The sequence below is a fragment of the Variovorax sp. 10L426 genome (assembly GCF_056395305.1).
The window spans coordinates 1-15964 of sequence record NZ_JBFTJF010000018.1 but is presented as its reverse complement, the minus strand read 5'-3'; the positions used below and the strand labels follow the sequence as shown (position 1 = coordinate 15964).

Here is a 15964-nt window from a genome sequence, read left to right as displayed (position 1 = left end):
AACATCGTGAAACGCAGAGACATCCTGATTTCGTCCATCGCCGCCGCGCTCGCTGGCGGCGTGCAAGCGCAGATGGGCAACGTGCCCGTGCGCATCCTCGTCGGTGCGCCTGCGGGCGGCTCGACCGACACCCTGGCCCGCACGCTGGCTGCGAGCATGGGCCCGGCCCTCGGCAGGCCGGTGATCGTCGAGAACCGCGCCGGCGCCGGCGGCAACATCGCGGCCGAGGCGGTCGCCAAGGCGGCGCCCGACGGCAACACGCTGCTGATGAGCTTTACCAGCCACGCGATCAACGCCACGCTCTATCCGAAGCTGCCTTTCGATCCGGTCAAGGACTTCACGGCGCTGACCTGCGTCGCGACGTCGCCGTCGATCCTGGTCGCGCATCCCTCGGTGCGGGCGAACAACGTGAAGGAGCTCATCGCGCTCGCCAAGGCAAAGCCGGGCGAACTCAACTTCGCCATCGGCTCCGTCGGCTCGTCGCTGCACATGGCGGGCGAGGCCTTCAAGATGCAGTCGGGCGTGGAGATCGTGAACATTCCCTATCGCGGCACCGCGCCGGCCGTGCAGGACCTGCTTGCAGGCCAGGTGCAGCTGATGTTCGCCGCCGTGGGGAATGTGCAGCAGCACATCCAGGCCGGCAAGCTCAAGGCGCTCGGCGTCACTTCGGCGAAGCGGCTGCCTGCGTTTCCGGACGTTCCAGCCATTGCGGAAACGCTGCCGGGCTACGAATCCAGCGCCTGGTTCGGGCTCTTCGGGCCGGCCCACATGGCGCCCGATGTGACGCGAAAGATCAGCGACGCGGCCCGCCATGCGATCAAGCAGCCCGAGATGCAGCGCCGCCTCGAAGCCGAGGGGGCCATCCCCGTCGGCAACTCTCCCGAGGAGTTCGGCGCCTTCGTGCAGAGCGAGATCAAGCGCTGGGCCAAGGTCGTGAAGTTCTCGGGCGCCAAGCCGGAGTAAACGCCATGGCTTCCGAACGGACTCCGGCCCAGACCCTCGCCCAGAAGCTCATCGCGCGTGCGAGCGGGCGCGAGCGCGTGTCCGTGGGCGAGATCGTGACCTGCGCCGTGGACATGGCGATGTTCCATGACTCCTCCGGCCCGCGTCGCCTCCAACCGATGCTGGAAGAACTTGGCGCCCAGATCTGGGACCGCTCACGCGTCGTGCTCGTGATGGACCACTACGTGCCCGAGCGCGACGACGATTCGCGCCGCATCGTGCGCATTGCGCGCGACTGGGCCCGCGAGCAGCAACTGCCGCATGTCTACGACAGCCAGGGCATCTGCCATGTGGTGGTGCCGCAGCATGGGCACATCCGCCCCGGCATGCTGTGCGTGGGCGGCGATTCGCATTCGCCCACGGGCGGTGCGTTCGGCGCCTACATGTTCGGTGTCGGCAGCACCGAAATGCTCGGCGTGATGGTCACCGGCGAGATCTGGCTGCGCGTGCCCGAGACCATCCAGATGTGGTGGGACGGCGCGCTGCCGACCGGCGTGACCGCCAAGGACATGATGCTGCACATGATCGGCCGCTTCGGCATGAACGGCGGCCGCTACCAGGCGGTCGAGTTCGCCGGCCCGGCCGTGAAGGCGCTGTCGATGCAGGAGCGCATGACGCTGTCGAACATGAGTGCCGAACTGGGCGCGCAGGCCGGCTTGATTGCGCCTGACGCCACCACCGCCGCGTTTCTCGCCGAAGCCGGTGCGCCCGATGTCGACATGGCGCCGTGGTTCACCGACGACGGCGCCGAGATGATGCGCCATCGCTTCGACGCGACCGCGCTGGAACCGCACGTCGCCGCGCCGCACAGTCCCGCCAATTCGCACGGTGTGAGTCGCTACGCGGGCACGCGCGTGGACGTGGCCTACATCGGTGCCTGCACGGGCGCCAAGCTCGAAGACCTGCGCGCCGCGGCCCAGGTGCTGCGTGGTCACAAGGTGGCCTCGGGCGTCCGCCTGATCGTCGCGCCCGCCAGCATCCGCGACCAGGAGCAGGCGCGCGAGGAGGGTGTCTTGCAGGTGCTGATGGATGCCGGCGCTGAGCTCTTTCCGACCGCGTGCGGCGCCTGTTCGGGTTACGGCGATCCGATGGGCGACGACATCACTGTCATTTCCACCACCGCGCGCAACTTCAAGGGCCGCATGGGCTCGGCAACCGCGCAGGTGTACCTGGGCTCGCCCTACACGGTGGCCGCGTCCGCGCTGCATGGCCGCATTGCCGATCCGCGCGAGGTGCTCGCATGACCGTTGCCACCATGCACCGCGTCTGGCGCCTGGGTGCCGACATCGATACCGACCTGCTCGCGCCCGGTCATTCGATGAAGCACGGCATCGACCGCATCGCGCAGTACTGCCTCGAATCCGTCCGGCCCGAATTCGCCCGCGAGGTGCAACCGGGCGACGTCATCGTGGCGGGGCCGAACTTCGGCATCGGTTCGTCGCGCGAGCAGGCCGCGGCCGTGCTCGTTCACCTCGGTGTGAAGGCGGTGATCGCGCCTTCCTACAGCGGGCTGTATTTCCGCAACGCGTTCAACGTCGGCCTGCTGCTGCTGACCTGCCCGCAAGCCGAGACGCTGCGCGAGGGCAACCACGTTGTCATCGACAGCACGCTTCCTGCCGTGATTGCGCCGGATGGCACCCGCCTGGCCTGCGAGCCAGTGCCCGGCTTTCTCATGGACATGGTCCGCGCCGGCGGATTGATGAATCAGTTACGCCAGCGCGCTGGCAAGGAAGCAACCGATGTCTGAGCCTTCACACGTGACCGCGATCGACCCCGTCACGCTCGCCGTCCTGCGCGGCCGCCTCGAACAGGTGGCCGACGAGATGGACGCGACGCTCTACCGCAGCGCGTTCAATCCCATCATTGCCGAGGCGCACGATGCCTGCCATGGGCTTTACGACGCCACCACCGGCGACACGCTGGTCCAGGGCAAGTCGGGGCTGCCTGTGTTCGTCGGCGCCATGGCCTTCGCAGTGCGCGCGACGGTGGCGGCGGCCGAGCCGCGCGGCGGCATGCGCGACGGCGACATCTGGATCAGCAACGACGCTTACGACGGCGGCACGCACGCGAACGACTTCAAGCTGGTGCGGCCCTTCTTCCGCAATGGAAAGCTCTATTGCCACATGGCGTCTGCCGCGCACTGGCACGACGTCGGCGGCGCGGTGCCCGGCAACTACAACCCGGCGGCCACCGAGTGCTGGCAGGAGGCGGTGCAGATTCCGCCGGTGCGCATCGTGCGCGACGGCGTGCTCGACCGCGACGTGCTCGCCATCCTGCAGGCCAACACGCGCCTGCCGGACAGCCTCTGGGGCGACCTCAACGGGCAACTCGCCGCGCTGGAACTGGGCGCCCGGCGGCTGAACGGCCTGCTCGACGAATACGGCGACGATCTCGTGCTGAGAGCGCTCGGCGAGCTGCGCAGCCGTGCGTTGCGCCTGATGCGTTCGCACATCGCCTCGCTGCCGGACGGCCACTACAGCTTCGACGACGTGCTCGACAACGACGGCATCACCAATGACCCGCTGACCATCGCGCTGGACATGACCGTCGCCGGCGACCGGCTGCTGCTCGATTTCTCGCGCACCTCGCCGCAGTGCGCGGGGCCGGTCAATATCTCGCGCGCCACGGCCATCGCGGCCTGCTATGTCGCGCTCAAGCATCTCTTCCCCGACGTGCCGGCGAACGCGGGTGTGCTCGACGCGGTGGACTTCGTCATCCCCGACCGGCTGGTGATCAGCGCCGAACGGCCGCGCCCGGTCGGCGGCTACACCGAGACCATCCTGCGCATGATCGACGTGATCTTCAGCGCCGCGGCCAAGGCTGATCCCACGCGCGCCGTGGCACAGGCCTACGGCACCATCAACGCGCTGTCGATCGCGGGTCACCGCAGCGACAAGGGGCGCGAGGGACAGCGTTGGGTGATGTTCAGCTTCTTCGGCGGCGGCCATGGCGGGCATTCGGGCGGCGACGGGCTCTCGCACGGCAACGCGCCGATCTCCACCGCGACGATTCCGCCGCTGGAGATTCTCGAAGCGGCGTATCCGGTGCGCTTCACCGAATGGTCGCTGCGCGCCGATTCGGGCGGCGACGGCCAGTACCGCGGCGGGCTCGGCGCGGTCTACGAGATCGAGCTGCTGGAGAAGGAGGCCGAAGTATTCGTCTTCGGTGAACGCGGCACCTCGCCGCCCAAGGGCATCGCGGGCGGTGGCGCGGGCGCGGTCAACGTCTTCCGCTACGAGAACGAGGGCGCATGGCACGAGCCGCCGATGGTTTCGAAGATGCGCGGCATCCAGCTCGTTCGCGGCGAACGCGTACGGCTCGAAACCCCCGGTGGGGGCGGGTGGGGCAGCGCGTCCGAGCGCCAGTCCGAACAGCGTGAACGCGACCGGGCCATGGGCTACGTGACCGTCACCACCGACCCGAAGAAGAAAGCGTCCGAATGACATCCCCAGGAAAATCCTTCGAATCCCTTGTCGTGGGCGTCGACGTCGGCGGCACGTTCACCGACCTCTTCGTGCTCGACGAAGCCAGCGGCACGGCGCGCATCGTCAAGGTGCCGTCCACGCGCGGTGAAGAAGCGCGCGGCTTCATGAACGGCGTGGGGCGCGTCGCTGACTCGGCGGCGGCCATCGCCACCATCGTGCACGGCACCACCGTCGGCACCAACGCGCTGCTGGAGCGCAAGGTGGCGCGCACCGGCATCATCACGACGCGCGGCTTTCGCGACGTGCTGGAGATGCGCCGCCGCGACCGGCCGCAGACCTGGGGCCTGCGCGGCAGCTTCGTGCCGGTCGTGCCGCGCGACCTGCGGCGCGAAGTGAACGAGCGCGTGCTTGCCGACGGCACCCTGCACACGCCGGTCGATCTCGACCAGGTGCGCGCCGAGACACGGGCATTGCTCGCCGAAGGCTGCGAGGCGGTGTGCGTGTTCTTCATCAACACCTACGCCAACCCGGAGAACGAACGGCTCGCCGTCGCGGCGGTGCGCGAGATCTGGCCCAACGCCCACGTGACGTCGGCCAGCGAAGTGCTGCCCGAGATTCGCGAGTTCGAGCGCTGTTCGACCGCCACGCTCAATGCAGCGTTGCAGCCGGTGGTGGGCGGCTATCTGTCGCGCCTCGAATCCGACTTGCGCGATCAAGGCTTCGCCGGTGAACTCCTGGTGGTGCAGAGCAACGGCGGCGTGATGTCGCGGCAGACGGCGAGCGACCTGCCGGTGCGCACGGCTTTGTCGGGGCCTGCGGCGGGCGTCATCGCCTGTGCAGCCATCGCGCGCGCGGCCGGCTTCCCGAATGCAATCACGGGCGACATGGGCGGCACCTCGTTCGACGTCTCGCTGGTCGCCAACGGCGAGGCTGCACTGGCCGCGCAGACGGCGATCGAGTTCGGCATGGTGATCCGCTCGCCGATGATCCAGATCGAGACCATCGGCGCGGGCGGCGGTTCCATCGCCTCGGTGGATGCAAGCGGCATGTTGCAGGTCGGCCCCGAGTCGGCAGGCAGCGTGCCAGGGCCGGCCTGCTACGGGCGGGGCAACATGCGCCCCACCGTGACCGACGCCAACGTGCTGCTCGGCCGCATCGCGGCCGACCGGCCGCTGGGCGGCGGACTGCTCGCGGCGCTCGATGCCGAGAAGTCGCGCCAGGCGATCGACGAGCATGTGGCGCGGCCGCTCGGCCTCGATGTGCACGCGGCCGCAGAGGCCATCCTGACAGTGGCGAATGCGCGCATGGCGGGGGCCATCCGGCTCGTGTCGATCGAACGCGGCCATGATCCGCGACGCTTTGCCTACATGCCCTTCGGCGGCGGCGGTGCGCTGCATGTGTGCGCCATGATGCGCGAGGTCGGCGTCGGCACCGGCATCGTGCCGCGCTATCCAGGTGTGACCTCGGCGTTGGGTTGCGTGATTGCCGACATGCGGCACGACGCGGTGCAGACCATCAATCGACCGCTTGCAGAACTCGACGTGGATGAACTTCAGCGGCGCATCGACGAACTGGCCGCCGGTTGCCAGCGGCGCCTGGATTCCTCGGGCGTGCGCTTCGACGAAGTGCGTGAGATCGTCGCGCTCGACATGCTTTATGCCGGCCAGACGCACACGCTGCCGGTGGAACTGCCAGACGCGCGCAGCAAGCCGCTGACGGCAGATTCGATCCGCACCGCGTTCGAGACTGCCTATACCTTGGCCTTCGGCCGTGTGCTCGACGGCATTCCGATCCGTGTGATGAACCTGCGCTATGCGCGCATCGGCGTGCGGCCCAAGTTCGATCTCGCCGTGCTTGCGCCGGAAGGCGCGGGCAGCGTCGAGCCGCTCGGCACGCAGCGCGTGTTCCATGACGGGCAATGGCACGAAGCGCTGCGCTACGCGCGACTCGAACTGCCCGTGGGGACGCGCATCGACGGACCCGCGATCCTCGAACAGGCCGACACCACCGTGTGGCTGGAGCCCGGCTTCCACGCCGAAGTCGACGCGCACGGCAACTTGCTGGCGAGGCTGTCATGAGCGGCGGTGCATCGATCCCGGCAGCGAAGACGGCGCTCGTCATCATCGACCTGCAGAACGATTTCCTCGATCCCAAGGGCGCCTATGCGCGGGGCGGCGACACCAACCCGCCTGCGCTGTTGCTGCCCGCGCGCGTTTCGCAGGTGGCGGCGGCGCTCAAGAGCGCGGGCGGCATGGTCGTCGCGAGCCAGTTCACCCTGTGGCCGGATGCCAAGGGCGAGCCCATGGTGTCGACGCATCTCAAGGCCTTGCGGCCGTATCTGCGCAAAGGCGATTTCGCGCCCGGAAGCTGGGGCCAGGCGAACGTCGATCAACTCGCAGGCCTGATCGACGTCACAGTCAGCAAGGTCGCGTATTCCGCCTTCTTCAACACGCAACTCGACTGGGTGCTCCGCCGCGCCGGCATCGACACCGTGGCGGTGTGCGGCATCGTGACCAACGGCGGCGTCGCCAGCACCGTGCGTGACGCCCACATGCGCGACTACCGCACGCTGGTGCTGGCCGACGGCTGCGCGGCCTTCGGTGAAGAGCGGCACCAGACTTCGCTGGCCGACATGCGCAATGTGGCCGAGGTCACGGATGGCACAGCTTTCGTGCGCGCATTGGCATGACCATGGTTGAGTCTTCGCGCCGTATCCGGCGCACCTCCGCCATCGATGCCGAGGTGCATGTCGGTGTGGCGATCGTCGGCGGCGGCGCCTGCGGGCTGACCGCCGCGCTGATGCTGAGCGATGCCGGCGTGGATTGCGTCGTGCTCGAACGCGATGCCGTGCCGAGCGGTTCGACGGCGTTGTCGTCGGGCTTCATTCCCGCGCCCGGCACCCGCGTGCAGCGTGCACATGGCGTTGTCGATGACAGCCCTGCACGCTTCGCGGCGGACATCCAGGCCAAGGCGCACGGGCGGGCAAGCCCGGTGCTGGTCGATGCCTACGCGCAGGCCGTCGGTCCGGCGATCGATGTGCTCCAGGAGCGGCACGGCCTCGACTGGATCCTGCTCGATGGTTTCCTGTATCCCGGCCACGGCGTGCATCGCATGCACGCGCTGCCGCAGAAGACGGGCGCCGCCCTGATGGCGAGCCTGCAGGCGGCGGTCGAAGCGGCCGGCATCCCGGTCCTGACACAGGCGGTCGTCGACACGCTGGTGCTCGACGACGCCGACCGCGTGCTCGGCATCGAATACCAGAGGCCCGATGGGCATCGCGAATTGCTGGGCTGCGATGCGCTGCTTCTCGCCTGCAACGGCTTCGGCGGCAATTCAGCCATGGTGCGGGCGTTGCTGCCCGAGATGGCAGAGGCCAGCTTCGGCGGCCACGTCGGCAACGACGGCAGCGCCATCCAGTGGGGCGCGGCGCTGGGGGCGCGGTTGCGCGACCTCGGCGGCTACCAGGGGCACGGCTCGTGGGTCACGCCGCAAGGCGCGTTGATGTCGTGGGCCGTGATGATGGAAGGCGGCGTGCAGATCAACCGCGAAGGGCGGCGCTTTCACGACGAGACGCAGGGCTATTCCGAAGCAGCCGTGCACGTGCTCGCACAGGCCGGCGGCATCGCGTGGAATGTGTTCGATACGCCGCTGCTCGCGCTCGCGCGCGGCTTCCCCGATTTCTGCGAAGCCGAGGCAGCCGGAGCGCTGAGGCGATGCGACACGGCGGCCGATCTGGCGGCGTGCATCGGCTGCGACGCTGCCGTGCTGGAGCGGACGCTCGCGGCGATGCAGGACAAGTCGCCACTGCCTGATGGACGGGTTTTCAATCGTGCCCTGACCGCGCCGTTCTTCGCGGTGAAGGTGACTGGCGCGTTGTTCCATACGCAGGGCGGCCTCGACGTCGCGGGCGACATGCGCGTGCTGCGACAGGACGGCACACCCTTCGCCAATCTGCTCGCGGCCGGCGGCGCGGCGGGCGGCGTGTCCGGCGACGAAGTCTGGGGCTATCTCTCCGGCAACGGACTCCTGAGCGCCGTCGCGGGCGGCTACATCGCGGCGCACACGGCTGCGGCGCTCATTCATCCAACGGAAGCATCCGATGACAAGCAAGACATTCAAGACGCGCCTCACCTCCAACGACATCGTGCTGACGCCGGGCGTCTATGACGCGCTGAGCGCGCTGGTGGCCGAGCAGGCCGGTTTCGAGGCGCTGTACCTTTCGGGCGCCTCGATTGCCTACACGCGCCTGGGCCGGTCGGACATCGGCCTCACGACATTTACCGAAGTCGCCGACACGCTCGCGCGGATCACCGAACGCGTGAATCTGCCGGTGATCGTCGACGCCGACACCGGCTTCGGCAACGCGCTCAACACGCAGCGCACCGTGCGCGGCTTCGAGCGCGCCGGTGCGGCGATGGTGCAGATCGAGGACCAGACCTTTCCGAAGCGCTGCGGCCATCTCGACGGCAAGGCGGTGGTGCCCGAGCGCGAGATGGTCGGCAAGCTCAAGGCGGCGCTGGACGCGCGCGCGTCGAGCGACACCCTCATCCTTGCGCGCACGGACGCAGTCGCGGTCGAAGGCCTCGACGCCGCACTGGATCGCGCCGAGGCCTATCTGGCCTGCGGCGTGGACGCGCTCTTCATCGAGGCGCTGCGCTCACCCGAGCAGATGGACGCCGCGTGCGGGCGATTCGCGCAACGCGTGCCCTTGCTGGCCAACATGGTCGAAGGTGGCAAGACGCCCATCCAGGACGCGGATGCGTTGCAGGCGCACGGTTTTCGGATTGCGATCTTTCCGGGCGGCACTGCGCGCGCGGTCGTGCACACGCTGCAGGGCTACTACGCCAGCCTGCACGCGCACCGGACCACCCAGCCGTGGCGTTCGCAGATGCTGGATTTCGATGCCCTGAACGAAGTCATCGGCACGCCGGCGCTGATGCGGACCGGCAAGAAGTACGAATAGCGCCGTCTCAGGTGCAGCGCGCGTAAACCAGCGCCAGATAGTCGGCGTGCTTGCGCAGCGCTTCGAGCTGCTGCAGCGTCGAGCCCGTCACGCGGTCAGCCGGGTCGAACTTCACGCTGCCGTCCGGCAGCAGGACGAAATGCGTCTTCCCCTGGGGCGCGCCCGGGCGATTGCCGGCATTGACGTAGCCGCAGCCGGCGCCCGTGGTGCGGTTGAACTTCACGCCCGAAAAGCTCGTGAAGCCATCCGGAAGCTGCTTTCGAACGTTCGTCTCGACTTTCCAGACCGGCCAGTAGAACCACCACACTGCAATGCTGCTGACGAAGAGCGTGACGCCGGCCAGGATGGATACAAGTGCTCGCATGGGCAACACTCCTTCCGAGGACGATGCAAAAGCTGAAGCCTATTAGTACTTTGGTTTCTTTTCAATACGTATTGATGCGGGTCCGGTGCGCCAGCGCGCGACCACCAGCGCCGCCAGGCAGAACACTGCGCCTGCACGAAAGGTCGCCGCAGCGCCGAAGGCGTCCCACAGCAGTCCCGCCAGCGTGCTGGCGACCAGCATGGCGATGCCGCTGACCAGGTTGAACACGCCGTAGGCGGTGCCGCGCAAGTCATCCGGCGCGGTGTCCGCGACCATCGCGGCGAGCAGTCCCTGCGTCATGCCCATGTGCACGCCCCAAAGGGCCACGCCGCCAAACAGCGCGAACTTGTTCGGGCCGCTGGCCAGCACGAGGTCCGCCGCCAGCAGCATCACGAGGCCGAAGCCCAGCAAGCGGCGGTGACTCATCCGGTCCGACAGCTTGCCGAACGGATAGGCCGAAGCGGCATAGATCACGTTCATCGCCACCATCACGAGGGGAACGAGGGCCGGCGGGATACCGGTCTGCTGCGCGCGCAGGACGAGAAATGCCTCGCTGAATCCCGCCAGCGTGAAGATCGCGCCCACGCCGACGACCCACCAGTACGCGGCCGGAAGCCGCTTCACGTTCTCGCGCCGGACCGGATTGACCCGTTGGCGGATCTGCGTCTGCGCGGGTTCGTGCAGCCCGAAGAGCAGCAGGAGCACGGCGAGAAAGGCCGGCACCGTCGCAACCCAGAACACCGCCTGGAAATCGTTGGCCCACAGGAGCATCAGCCCGACCGCTACACAGGGGCCGACGAAGGCGCCGACCGTGTCCAGCGACTGCCGCAGGCCGAAGGCGGCGCCTCGCAAGTCCTCGGGCGCGATGTCGGCGACCAGGGCATCGCGCGGCGCGCCGCGGATGCCCTTGCCGAGCCGGTCCAGCAGCCGTGCGGTGACGATGCCCCCGAGTCCCGTGCTGAGCGCGAACAAGGGCTTGCTGAGCGCGCCGAGCCCGTAGCCCGCGACAGTCAATGCCTTGCGCCGCCCGAAGTAGTCGCTGAGTACGCCGGAGAAGACCTTGACGATGAGCGCGACCGATTCGGCGAGCCCCTCGATGATCCCGACGGCCAGCACGCTGGTCCCGAGCACCGTCACCATGAACATGGGCAGCAGGCCGTGGATCATCTCGGACGAGACGTCCATCAGCAGGCTGACGAAACCCAGAACCCAGATGCCGGCGGGAATCCGTCGCAGCGTCGAGGCTTCGTCGCTGGCGAGCGATGTCAATTTCAGTTCCGGACGATCGCGTAGGCAGCGACGCCGGCCACGACGGCGGTTCTGCGCGCGCTCTCGCGGGCGCGCATCTCGTCGTCCCAGCGACGGCGATCGCACTCCCAGCTGTAGCCCGTGGCCCACAGGCAGTCGGCGTAGCGCTGGTCGGCCCGGTTCCGCGCCGCCGAGCCTGCGATCCCGCCCGCGACGACACCGGTGACGACGCCTGCTCTTCGCGCGTCGCGCCGGTTGTCCCAGTCGTTGTGCCAGTGGTTGTTCCAGTTGTTGTGGTGGCGATGACGGCTGCCGTGGCGTTGCGCATCGCTCTCGCCAGCGGCCAGCGCCAGCAGGATCACCGCGCAGCGCGCGAGGGTGAGGGCAGGGGAGATTTTCATGGCTTGACGATCAGGTCGACCAGCAGCGTGTGGGTCGGGTCGGTGGCGGCAGCGCATTCCTTGCCGAGCTTGGCGACGTTCACCTCCACCCATTCGCGCGTCAGCTTGCCGACCTCGGCGCCCTTGCGGCCGGTGAGATAGCCATGGAGCCAGACCATCCCGGTGCCGATGTAGTCCTGGGCGTCCACGGCCGTTCGCTTCTGCGCGGCCGTGGCGTTCTTTGCGGGCGTCACCTGCGCGGCTGCCGCGTTGAAGTCTGCACAGGAGAGGGTGGACGAGTCGTCCGCCAGTGCGTCCGGGGCGGGCGCGGCCTTGGACGTTTGGGCCATCGCTTCCGTGGATGTGCCCGTGCATGCGATCGCGCCGATCGCGATCATGCCCGCCGCTGCCAGTTTGCCGAAACGCTGCATGCCTGCTCCTTGGGTCGGCGCGCCAGCATTCGGGTGCGTCCGTGCCAGGAGATGCTAGAAAGGTAATCCGCAACGCGCAACCTGTTCATCTTGCGGCCGATTTGGCCGCGGCGCGGCGTCATCCTCGCGCGACCATGTAGCCGCCCAGCAGCGCGAGCCCGATGAAGAAGCAGCGCCTGAAGAGCCGCACCGACAGTCGGGATCGCACCCATTGGCCCGCCGCCATGCCGCACAGCGCCGGCAACAGCATCGCGACCGACGCGCCTGCGAGCGGCATCGAGTAGCCGTGCTGGCCGGCCAGGGCGACGGCGAGCGCCAGCGTGGATGTCGTGAACGACAAACCCATCGCCTGGATCAATTCGTCGCGCGAGAGGCTCAAGGCCTGCAGATAGACCACTGCCGGGAGCACGAACACGCCGGTGAGGGCGGTCACCGCACCGGTCAGCGCGCCCGTCAGTGGGCTCAGCCAGCGTTCGCTGTCCGCCGATACGTGCACGCTTCGACCGAGCAGACCCCAGGCGGCATACGCGGCGAGGGCCACGCCGAGGGCGATGGTCGCGCCCGCGCCGGCCGGTGCACCGAACCACCACGCGCCCGCCAGCGTGCCAGCGACGACGCCCAACTGCATGCCGCCGAGTCGCCGCGCGATCGGGGCCACGGACGGCCAGGGTCGCAATTGCCAGACATTGGTCACCAGCGAGGGCACGATCAGCAAAGCCGCGGCTTCGGCCGGCGGCATCCACAGCGCGAGGAGCGCCATCGACAACGTCGGCAATCCCAGCCCGATCACGCCCTTGACGACGCCGGCGAGGACGAAGACTGCGGCTACGAGGGCCCATACCGCGAGACTGTGAGAAGAAAACATGCCGCCAGTCTCGCGAAAATGAACGCCGCCGAAAATGCGGATCTCATGGACCCATCCTCAGGCGTGGACTGAGGATGGCTGTGCTACCTTGCGGCCCATGCGTTTCGATCTCACCGACCTGCGGCTCTTCGTCAACATCGTCGAGAACGGCACCATCACCGGCGGCGCCGTGCAGACGCACATGACGCTGGCTTCCGCCAGCCAGCGCGTGATCGGCATGGAGGATTCGCTCGGCACCCCGCTATTGCTGCGCGCCAAGCAGGGCGTGAAGCCCACCGAAGCCGGCCGCACGCTGGTGCACCATGCGCGGCTCGTGTTGATTCAGATGGAGCGCATGCGCGGCGAACTGAGCGAATACGGAACAGGGCTGAAGGGCCACGTGCGCCTGCTTTGCAACACCTCCGCCATGACCGAGCACCTGCCCGAGGCCCTGACCAGCTTTCTTGCGCGCAATCCGCGCGTCTCCGTCGACCTGGAGGAGCAGCCCAGCATCGACATCGTGGACGCGGTGCGTGCGGGCCTTTGCGACATCGGCATCGTCTCCGACGCGGTCGATGTCGAGGGCCTGCAGCACTTCATGTTCCGGCGCGATGATCTGGTGCTGGTGGTGCCGCGCGGTCACCGGCTCGCACGTCGGCGTCGTGTGACGCTCGCGGAACTGGTCGACTGCGAGTTCGTGGGCCTGGCGGAGGGCAGTCCGCTGGAGGCGCATATCGCGCTGCATGCGAGGCGGCTGGGCAAGCGGCTGGTCTATCGCGTGCGCGTGCGCAGTTTCGAGGGCATGTGCCGCATGGTCGAGCAGGGCGTCGGCGTCGGTATCGTGCCGAAGGCCGCGGCGGACCGATGCGCCGAGCCGATGAAGACAAGCCGGATCGCGATCACCGACGCGTGGGCGGCGCGGCATCTGCTGGCATGCGTTCGCCGCGAGGACGAGCTACCGTTGAATGCGCGGAGGATGCTGACGCACTTGCTGGCGGATGCGCCTCAGGAAAAAAACTGAACGTCGGCGATCCAGTTGCGTTTTCGGCGTGCCAGTCGCAACGCGAGGCTCTCTCCGTCGAAGGACGTGGGCGTGCGGCGAAGAAGGGATGGGTCCACGTTGTCGAACGTATTCACGTTCACGACGGCGTAAGTGTGGTCATCGATCGTGCTGGTCACCAGGGGCACGACGCCGCAGCGGGCGCAGACATGGAAGTCGGCCGTGCGTGTTCCGAAAAAGTACCTGGAAACAAGCGAGGGGTCGGCCACAGTCACGCCGAGCGCACCGCCGGGGTTCGAAGTCCAGACACCGCCGTGCCGGGTGCAGAACGAGCATCCGCACGCACGCGCCGGAATTTCCGCAGGATCCGGCTCCCAGGTGAGCTTGAAGGAAATGTTGCCGCAATGACAACCGCCTTTGACGATCATTTGCGTGCCCTCCCTAGAGTGACATCGGCGCCCGTTGCGCCATGGCCGACCGCCAGCGCAGCAGGTGCGGGTGCTGTTCGCCCGGCTTGACCTTGATCACGCGCGCGAAGTCGACGGCCACCACCGCGGTGATGTCGGCAATGCTGAGTCGGTCCGTGGCGATGAAGTCCCGGTCGGCCAGGCGGTCGTTGAGGGTGACGAAGAACTGCTGCGCCTTGGCCAGGCCACGCTGCGCCAGTTCAGGAATCTGCGGATAGTCCACCGGCCCGGGCAGCGCCCGATTGGCCAGGGCGGGTGCGCTGTTGCGCAAGGCCTCTGCGATGGACAGCAGTCCCTCGAATTCGATGCGCCAGTTCCAACTGGCGATCTCGGCCTTTTCCTGGGGGGTGCGTCCCAGCAAGGGCGGTGCCGGATAGCGTGCCTCGAGGTAGGCCGTGATCGAAGCGTTGTCGGTCAGCAGCAGCCCCTCGTCGGTGTGCAGCACGGGCACCGTGCATTGCGGGTTCACCTTTCGAAAGGCGTCGCCGAGTTGCTCGTTGTTTCTCAGGTCCACCTGGACTGTTTCATGGGCGACACCTTTTTCGGCGAGAAGGATGCGAGCGCGGCGCGGGCTCGGTGCCGTGGCGCAGTCATAGAGAGTGATCATCGTCGGTGCCTTGCGTATCGAAATCTGCGGCGTCATGGCGCTCGTGCAACTGGCTGGCCGGTTGGCCCCAGGTGCGGTTGACCATGCGGCCGCGCTGCACGGCGGGGCGCTTGGCGATCTGGTCCGTCCAGCGCAGGACGTGCTTGTATTCCTCGACCTGAAGGAACTCGCCTGACTCGTAGAGCTGGCCTTTGACGAGCGTGCCGTACCAGGGCCAGATGGCCATGTCGGCGATCGAATAGTCGTTCCCCGCCAGGTACGGCTTCTCCGCGAGATGCCGGTCCAGCACGTCGAGCTGACGCTTGACCTCCATCGCGTACCGATCGATGGCGTACTCGATCTTGGTCGGTGCGTAGGCATAGAAGTGGCCGAACCCGCCACCGAGGAACGGCGCACTGCCCATCTGCCAGAACAGCCACGACAGGCATTCGGCGCGCTCCGGAACACGGGTCGGAAGAAAGGCCCCGAACTTTTCGGCCAGATGCAGCAGGATCGCGCCGGATTCGAACACGCGCACCGGCGTCGGGCCGCTGCGGTCCAGCAGGGCCGGGATCTTGGAGTTCGGGTTGATCGCCACGAAGCCGCTGCCGAACTGTTCGCCTTCATTGATCCGGATCAGCCAGGCGTCGTACTCGGCGCCGCGATGGCCCAGTTCCAGCAGTTCTTCCAGCATCACGGTGACCTTGACGCCGTTCGGCGTGGCCAGCGAATACAACTGCAGCGGATGTCGACCGACCGGCAGGTCCTTGTCGTGGGTCGGCCCCGCGATCGGTCGGTTGATATTCGCAAAGCGGCCGCCGTTTTCCTTGTTCCAGGCCCAGACGGTGGGCGGCGTGTACGGGGACGAATCATTCATGCAGTGATCTCCAGGCAAGGTGCAGGGGACTGTACGGGTTTGGGTTCGTCCTTGCAGGCGCATCCGCGTTTCCAAAAAAAAAGCCCGCACGGGGCGGGCTTTCTTGCTTGGCAGGCGCAGGCGTCAGGGCACGTTGGACGACGTCATCTGGAAGGGCTTGCCGGGCAGCGTCAGGGCGCCGCCGTATTCGGCCACGCTGCCGCTGATCGGGCATCCGTTGGGCGCCGGGCAGGCGCCGCCGTCGGAGAAGACCACCGGCCCGTAGCGGTAGCTGCGGATGGCCTTGCCGGCGTAGTCGGTCACGTTCACCAGGTTGTTCGAGTAGCTGCGGATGGCCTTGCCGGCGTAGTCGGTCACGTTCACCAGGTTGTTCGAGT

At 67.7% G+C, this 15964-nt stretch carries 17 protein-coding genes and 1 pseudogene; 9 read left to right on the top strand and 9 right to left on the bottom strand.

Annotated elements, in window-relative coordinates; genetic code table 11:
- Window positions 1-6 precede the first annotated feature (6 nt).
- The 8 genes from AC1DHL_RS23430 to AC1DHL_RS23395 are packed head-to-tail and all read left to right on the top strand — an operon-like array spanning window position 7 to window position 9390.
- Window positions 7-963 (top strand): tripartite tricarboxylate transporter substrate binding protein, encoded by a 957-nt coding sequence (locus AC1DHL_RS23430; protein ID WP_478163544.1) that lies wholly within the window; start codon window positions 7-9, stop codon window positions 961-963.
- Between the two features lie 5 nt (window positions 964-968).
- Complete coding sequence (locus AC1DHL_RS23425; RefSeq protein WP_478163543.1) at window positions 969-2246, top strand: 3-isopropylmalate dehydratase large subunit; 1278 nt, start codon at window positions 969-971, stop codon at window positions 2244-2246.
- The gene (locus AC1DHL_RS23420; protein ID WP_478103719.1) at window positions 2243-2749 is read left to right on the top strand and encodes a LeuD/DmdB family oxidoreductase small subunit; all 507 of its coding nucleotides are present in this window, start codon (window positions 2243-2245) and stop codon (window positions 2747-2749) included. Before AC1DHL_RS23425 ends, AC1DHL_RS23420 begins: the two co-directional genes overlap by 4 nt.
- Window positions 2742-4445 (top strand): hydantoinase B/oxoprolinase family protein, encoded by a 1704-nt coding sequence (locus AC1DHL_RS23415; protein ID WP_478103718.1) that lies wholly within the window; start codon window positions 2742-2744, stop codon window positions 4443-4445. Before AC1DHL_RS23420 ends, AC1DHL_RS23415 begins: the two co-directional genes overlap by 8 nt.
- Window positions 4442-6505 carry a hydantoinase/oxoprolinase family protein gene (locus AC1DHL_RS23410; protein ID WP_478163542.1) on the top strand — a complete coding sequence of 688 codons (2064 nt, stop codon included), beginning with the start codon at window positions 4442-4444 and terminating at the stop codon, window positions 6503-6505. Before AC1DHL_RS23415 ends, AC1DHL_RS23410 begins: the two co-directional genes overlap by 4 nt.
- Window positions 6502-7116: a cysteine hydrolase family protein gene (locus AC1DHL_RS23405; RefSeq protein ID WP_478163541.1), complete on the top strand. Its 615-nt coding sequence runs from the start codon at window positions 6502-6504 to the stop codon at window positions 7114-7116. The genes AC1DHL_RS23410 and AC1DHL_RS23405 overlap by 4 nt, the downstream gene beginning before the upstream one ends.
- Before the next feature lie 2 nt (window positions 7117-7118).
- Window positions 7119-8594, top strand: a complete 1476-nt coding sequence (locus tag AC1DHL_RS23400) for an FAD-dependent oxidoreductase (RefSeq protein ID WP_478163540.1) — start codon at window positions 7119-7121, stop codon at window positions 8592-8594.
- A complete protein-coding gene (locus AC1DHL_RS23395) occupies window positions 8527-9390 on the top strand; it encodes an isocitrate lyase/PEP mutase family protein (protein WP_478163539.1) in 864 nt (287 codons plus the stop codon). The genes AC1DHL_RS23400 and AC1DHL_RS23395 overlap by 68 nt, the downstream gene beginning before the upstream one ends.
- Window positions 9391-9397: 7 nt before the next feature.
- Here the strand turns inward: AC1DHL_RS23395 and AC1DHL_RS23390 are convergent, their stop codons facing one another.
- The 5 genes from AC1DHL_RS23390 to AC1DHL_RS23370 all read right to left on the bottom strand — a co-directional run bounded on the left by AC1DHL_RS23390 (window position 9398) and on the right by AC1DHL_RS23370 (window position 12678).
- On the bottom strand, window positions 9398-9754 hold the full coding sequence (locus AC1DHL_RS23390) for a hypothetical protein (protein WP_478103711.1): 357 nt from the start codon (window positions 9752-9754) through the stop codon (window positions 9398-9400).
- A 42-nt stretch (window positions 9755-9796) separates the two neighbouring features.
- Window positions 9797-11023 (bottom strand): MFS transporter, encoded by a 1227-nt coding sequence (locus tag AC1DHL_RS23385; protein ID WP_478163538.1) that lies wholly within the window; start codon window positions 11021-11023, stop codon window positions 9797-9799.
- Window positions 11024-11025: 2 nt separating this feature from the next.
- Window positions 11026-11403, bottom strand: coding sequence for a hypothetical protein (locus AC1DHL_RS23380; RefSeq protein ID WP_478163537.1), 378 nt, complete (start codon window positions 11401-11403; stop codon window positions 11026-11028).
- A complete protein-coding gene (locus AC1DHL_RS23375) occupies window positions 11400-11813 on the bottom strand; it encodes a hypothetical protein (RefSeq protein ID WP_478163536.1) in 414 nt (137 codons plus the stop codon). The genes AC1DHL_RS23380 and AC1DHL_RS23375 overlap by 4 nt, the downstream gene beginning before the upstream one ends.
- Before the next feature lie 118 nt (window positions 11814-11931).
- Window positions 11932-12678: a sulfite exporter TauE/SafE family protein gene (locus tag AC1DHL_RS23370; protein ID WP_478103706.1), complete on the bottom strand. Its 747-nt coding sequence runs from the start codon at window positions 12676-12678 to the stop codon at window positions 11932-11934.
- A gap of 97 nt (window positions 12679-12775) precedes the next feature.
- Between AC1DHL_RS23370 and AC1DHL_RS23365 the strand changes: the two genes are divergently transcribed.
- Window positions 12776-13678, top strand: a complete 903-nt coding sequence (locus tag AC1DHL_RS23365) for a LysR substrate-binding domain-containing protein (RefSeq protein ID WP_478163535.1) — start codon at window positions 12776-12778, stop codon at window positions 13676-13678.
- On the opposite strand, the gene AC1DHL_RS23360 is transcribed toward AC1DHL_RS23365, so the two are convergent.
- The 4 genes and pseudogenes from AC1DHL_RS23360 to AC1DHL_RS23345 all read right to left on the bottom strand — a co-directional run.
- On the bottom strand, window positions 13663-14085 hold the full coding sequence (locus AC1DHL_RS23360) for a GFA family protein (RefSeq protein WP_478103703.1): 423 nt from the start codon (window positions 14083-14085) through the stop codon (window positions 13663-13665). The two genes, AC1DHL_RS23365 and AC1DHL_RS23360, sit on opposite strands and share 16 nt — an antisense overlap.
- 13 nt (window positions 14086-14098) lie before the next feature.
- Window positions 14099-14731: a glutathione S-transferase family protein gene (locus AC1DHL_RS23355; protein WP_478103702.1), complete on the bottom strand. Its 633-nt coding sequence runs from the start codon at window positions 14729-14731 to the stop codon at window positions 14099-14101.
- Window positions 14715-15587: a glutathione-dependent disulfide-bond oxidoreductase gene (yghU, locus tag AC1DHL_RS23350; protein WP_478163534.1), complete on the bottom strand. Its 873-nt coding sequence runs from the start codon at window positions 15585-15587 to the stop codon at window positions 14715-14717. The genes AC1DHL_RS23355 and yghU overlap by 17 nt, the downstream gene beginning before the upstream one ends.
- Before the next feature lie 123 nt (window positions 15588-15710).
- Window positions 15711-15964, bottom strand: a pseudogene (locus AC1DHL_RS23345) (hypothetical protein); the annotation flags it as partial.

What these genes read in the sequence shown, in the direction of transcription:
- AC1DHL_RS23365 (WP_478163535.1), top strand. Translation starts at nt 12,776, where the DNA reads ATGCGTTTCGATCTCACCGACCTGCGGCTCTTCGTCAACATCGTCGAG.
- AC1DHL_RS23370 (WP_478103706.1), bottom strand. Translation starts at nt 12,678, where the DNA reads ATGTTTTCTTCTCACAGTCTCGCGGTATGGGCCCTCGTAGCCGCAGTC.
- AC1DHL_RS23405 (WP_478163541.1), top strand. Translation starts at nt 6,502, where the DNA reads ATGAGCGGCGGTGCATCGATCCCGGCAGCGAAGACGGCGCTCGTCATC.
- yghU (WP_478163534.1), bottom strand. Translation starts at nt 15,587, where the DNA reads ATGAATGATTCGTCCCCGTACACGCCGCCCACCGTCTGGGCCTGGAAC.
- AC1DHL_RS23380 (WP_478163537.1), bottom strand. Translation starts at nt 11,403, where the DNA reads ATGAAAATCTCCCCTGCCCTCACCCTCGCGCGCTGCGCGGTGATCCTG.
- AC1DHL_RS23410 (WP_478163542.1), top strand. Translation starts at nt 4,442, where the DNA reads ATGACATCCCCAGGAAAATCCTTCGAATCCCTTGTCGTGGGCGTCGAC.
- AC1DHL_RS23395 (WP_478163539.1), top strand. Translation starts at nt 8,527, where the DNA reads ATGACAAGCAAGACATTCAAGACGCGCCTCACCTCCAACGACATCGTG.
- AC1DHL_RS23425 (WP_478163543.1), top strand. Translation starts at nt 969, where the DNA reads ATGGCTTCCGAACGGACTCCGGCCCAGACCCTCGCCCAGAAGCTCATC.
- AC1DHL_RS23375 (WP_478163536.1), bottom strand. Translation starts at nt 11,813, where the DNA reads ATGCAGCGTTTCGGCAAACTGGCAGCGGCGGGCATGATCGCGATCGGC.
- AC1DHL_RS23390 (WP_478103711.1), bottom strand. Translation starts at nt 9,754, where the DNA reads ATGCGAGCACTTGTATCCATCCTGGCCGGCGTCACGCTCTTCGTCAGC.
- AC1DHL_RS23360 (WP_478103703.1), bottom strand. Translation starts at nt 14,085, where the DNA reads ATGATCGTCAAAGGCGGTTGTCATTGCGGCAACATTTCCTTCAAGCTC.
- AC1DHL_RS23400 (WP_478163540.1), top strand. Translation starts at nt 7,119, where the DNA reads ATGGTTGAGTCTTCGCGCCGTATCCGGCGCACCTCCGCCATCGATGCC.
- AC1DHL_RS23420 (WP_478103719.1), top strand. Translation starts at nt 2,243, where the DNA reads ATGACCGTTGCCACCATGCACCGCGTCTGGCGCCTGGGTGCCGACATC.
- AC1DHL_RS23355 (WP_478103702.1), bottom strand. Translation starts at nt 14,731, where the DNA reads ATGATCACTCTCTATGACTGCGCCACGGCACCGAGCCCGCGCCGCGCT.
- AC1DHL_RS23415 (WP_478103718.1), top strand. Translation starts at nt 2,742, where the DNA reads ATGTCTGAGCCTTCACACGTGACCGCGATCGACCCCGTCACGCTCGCC.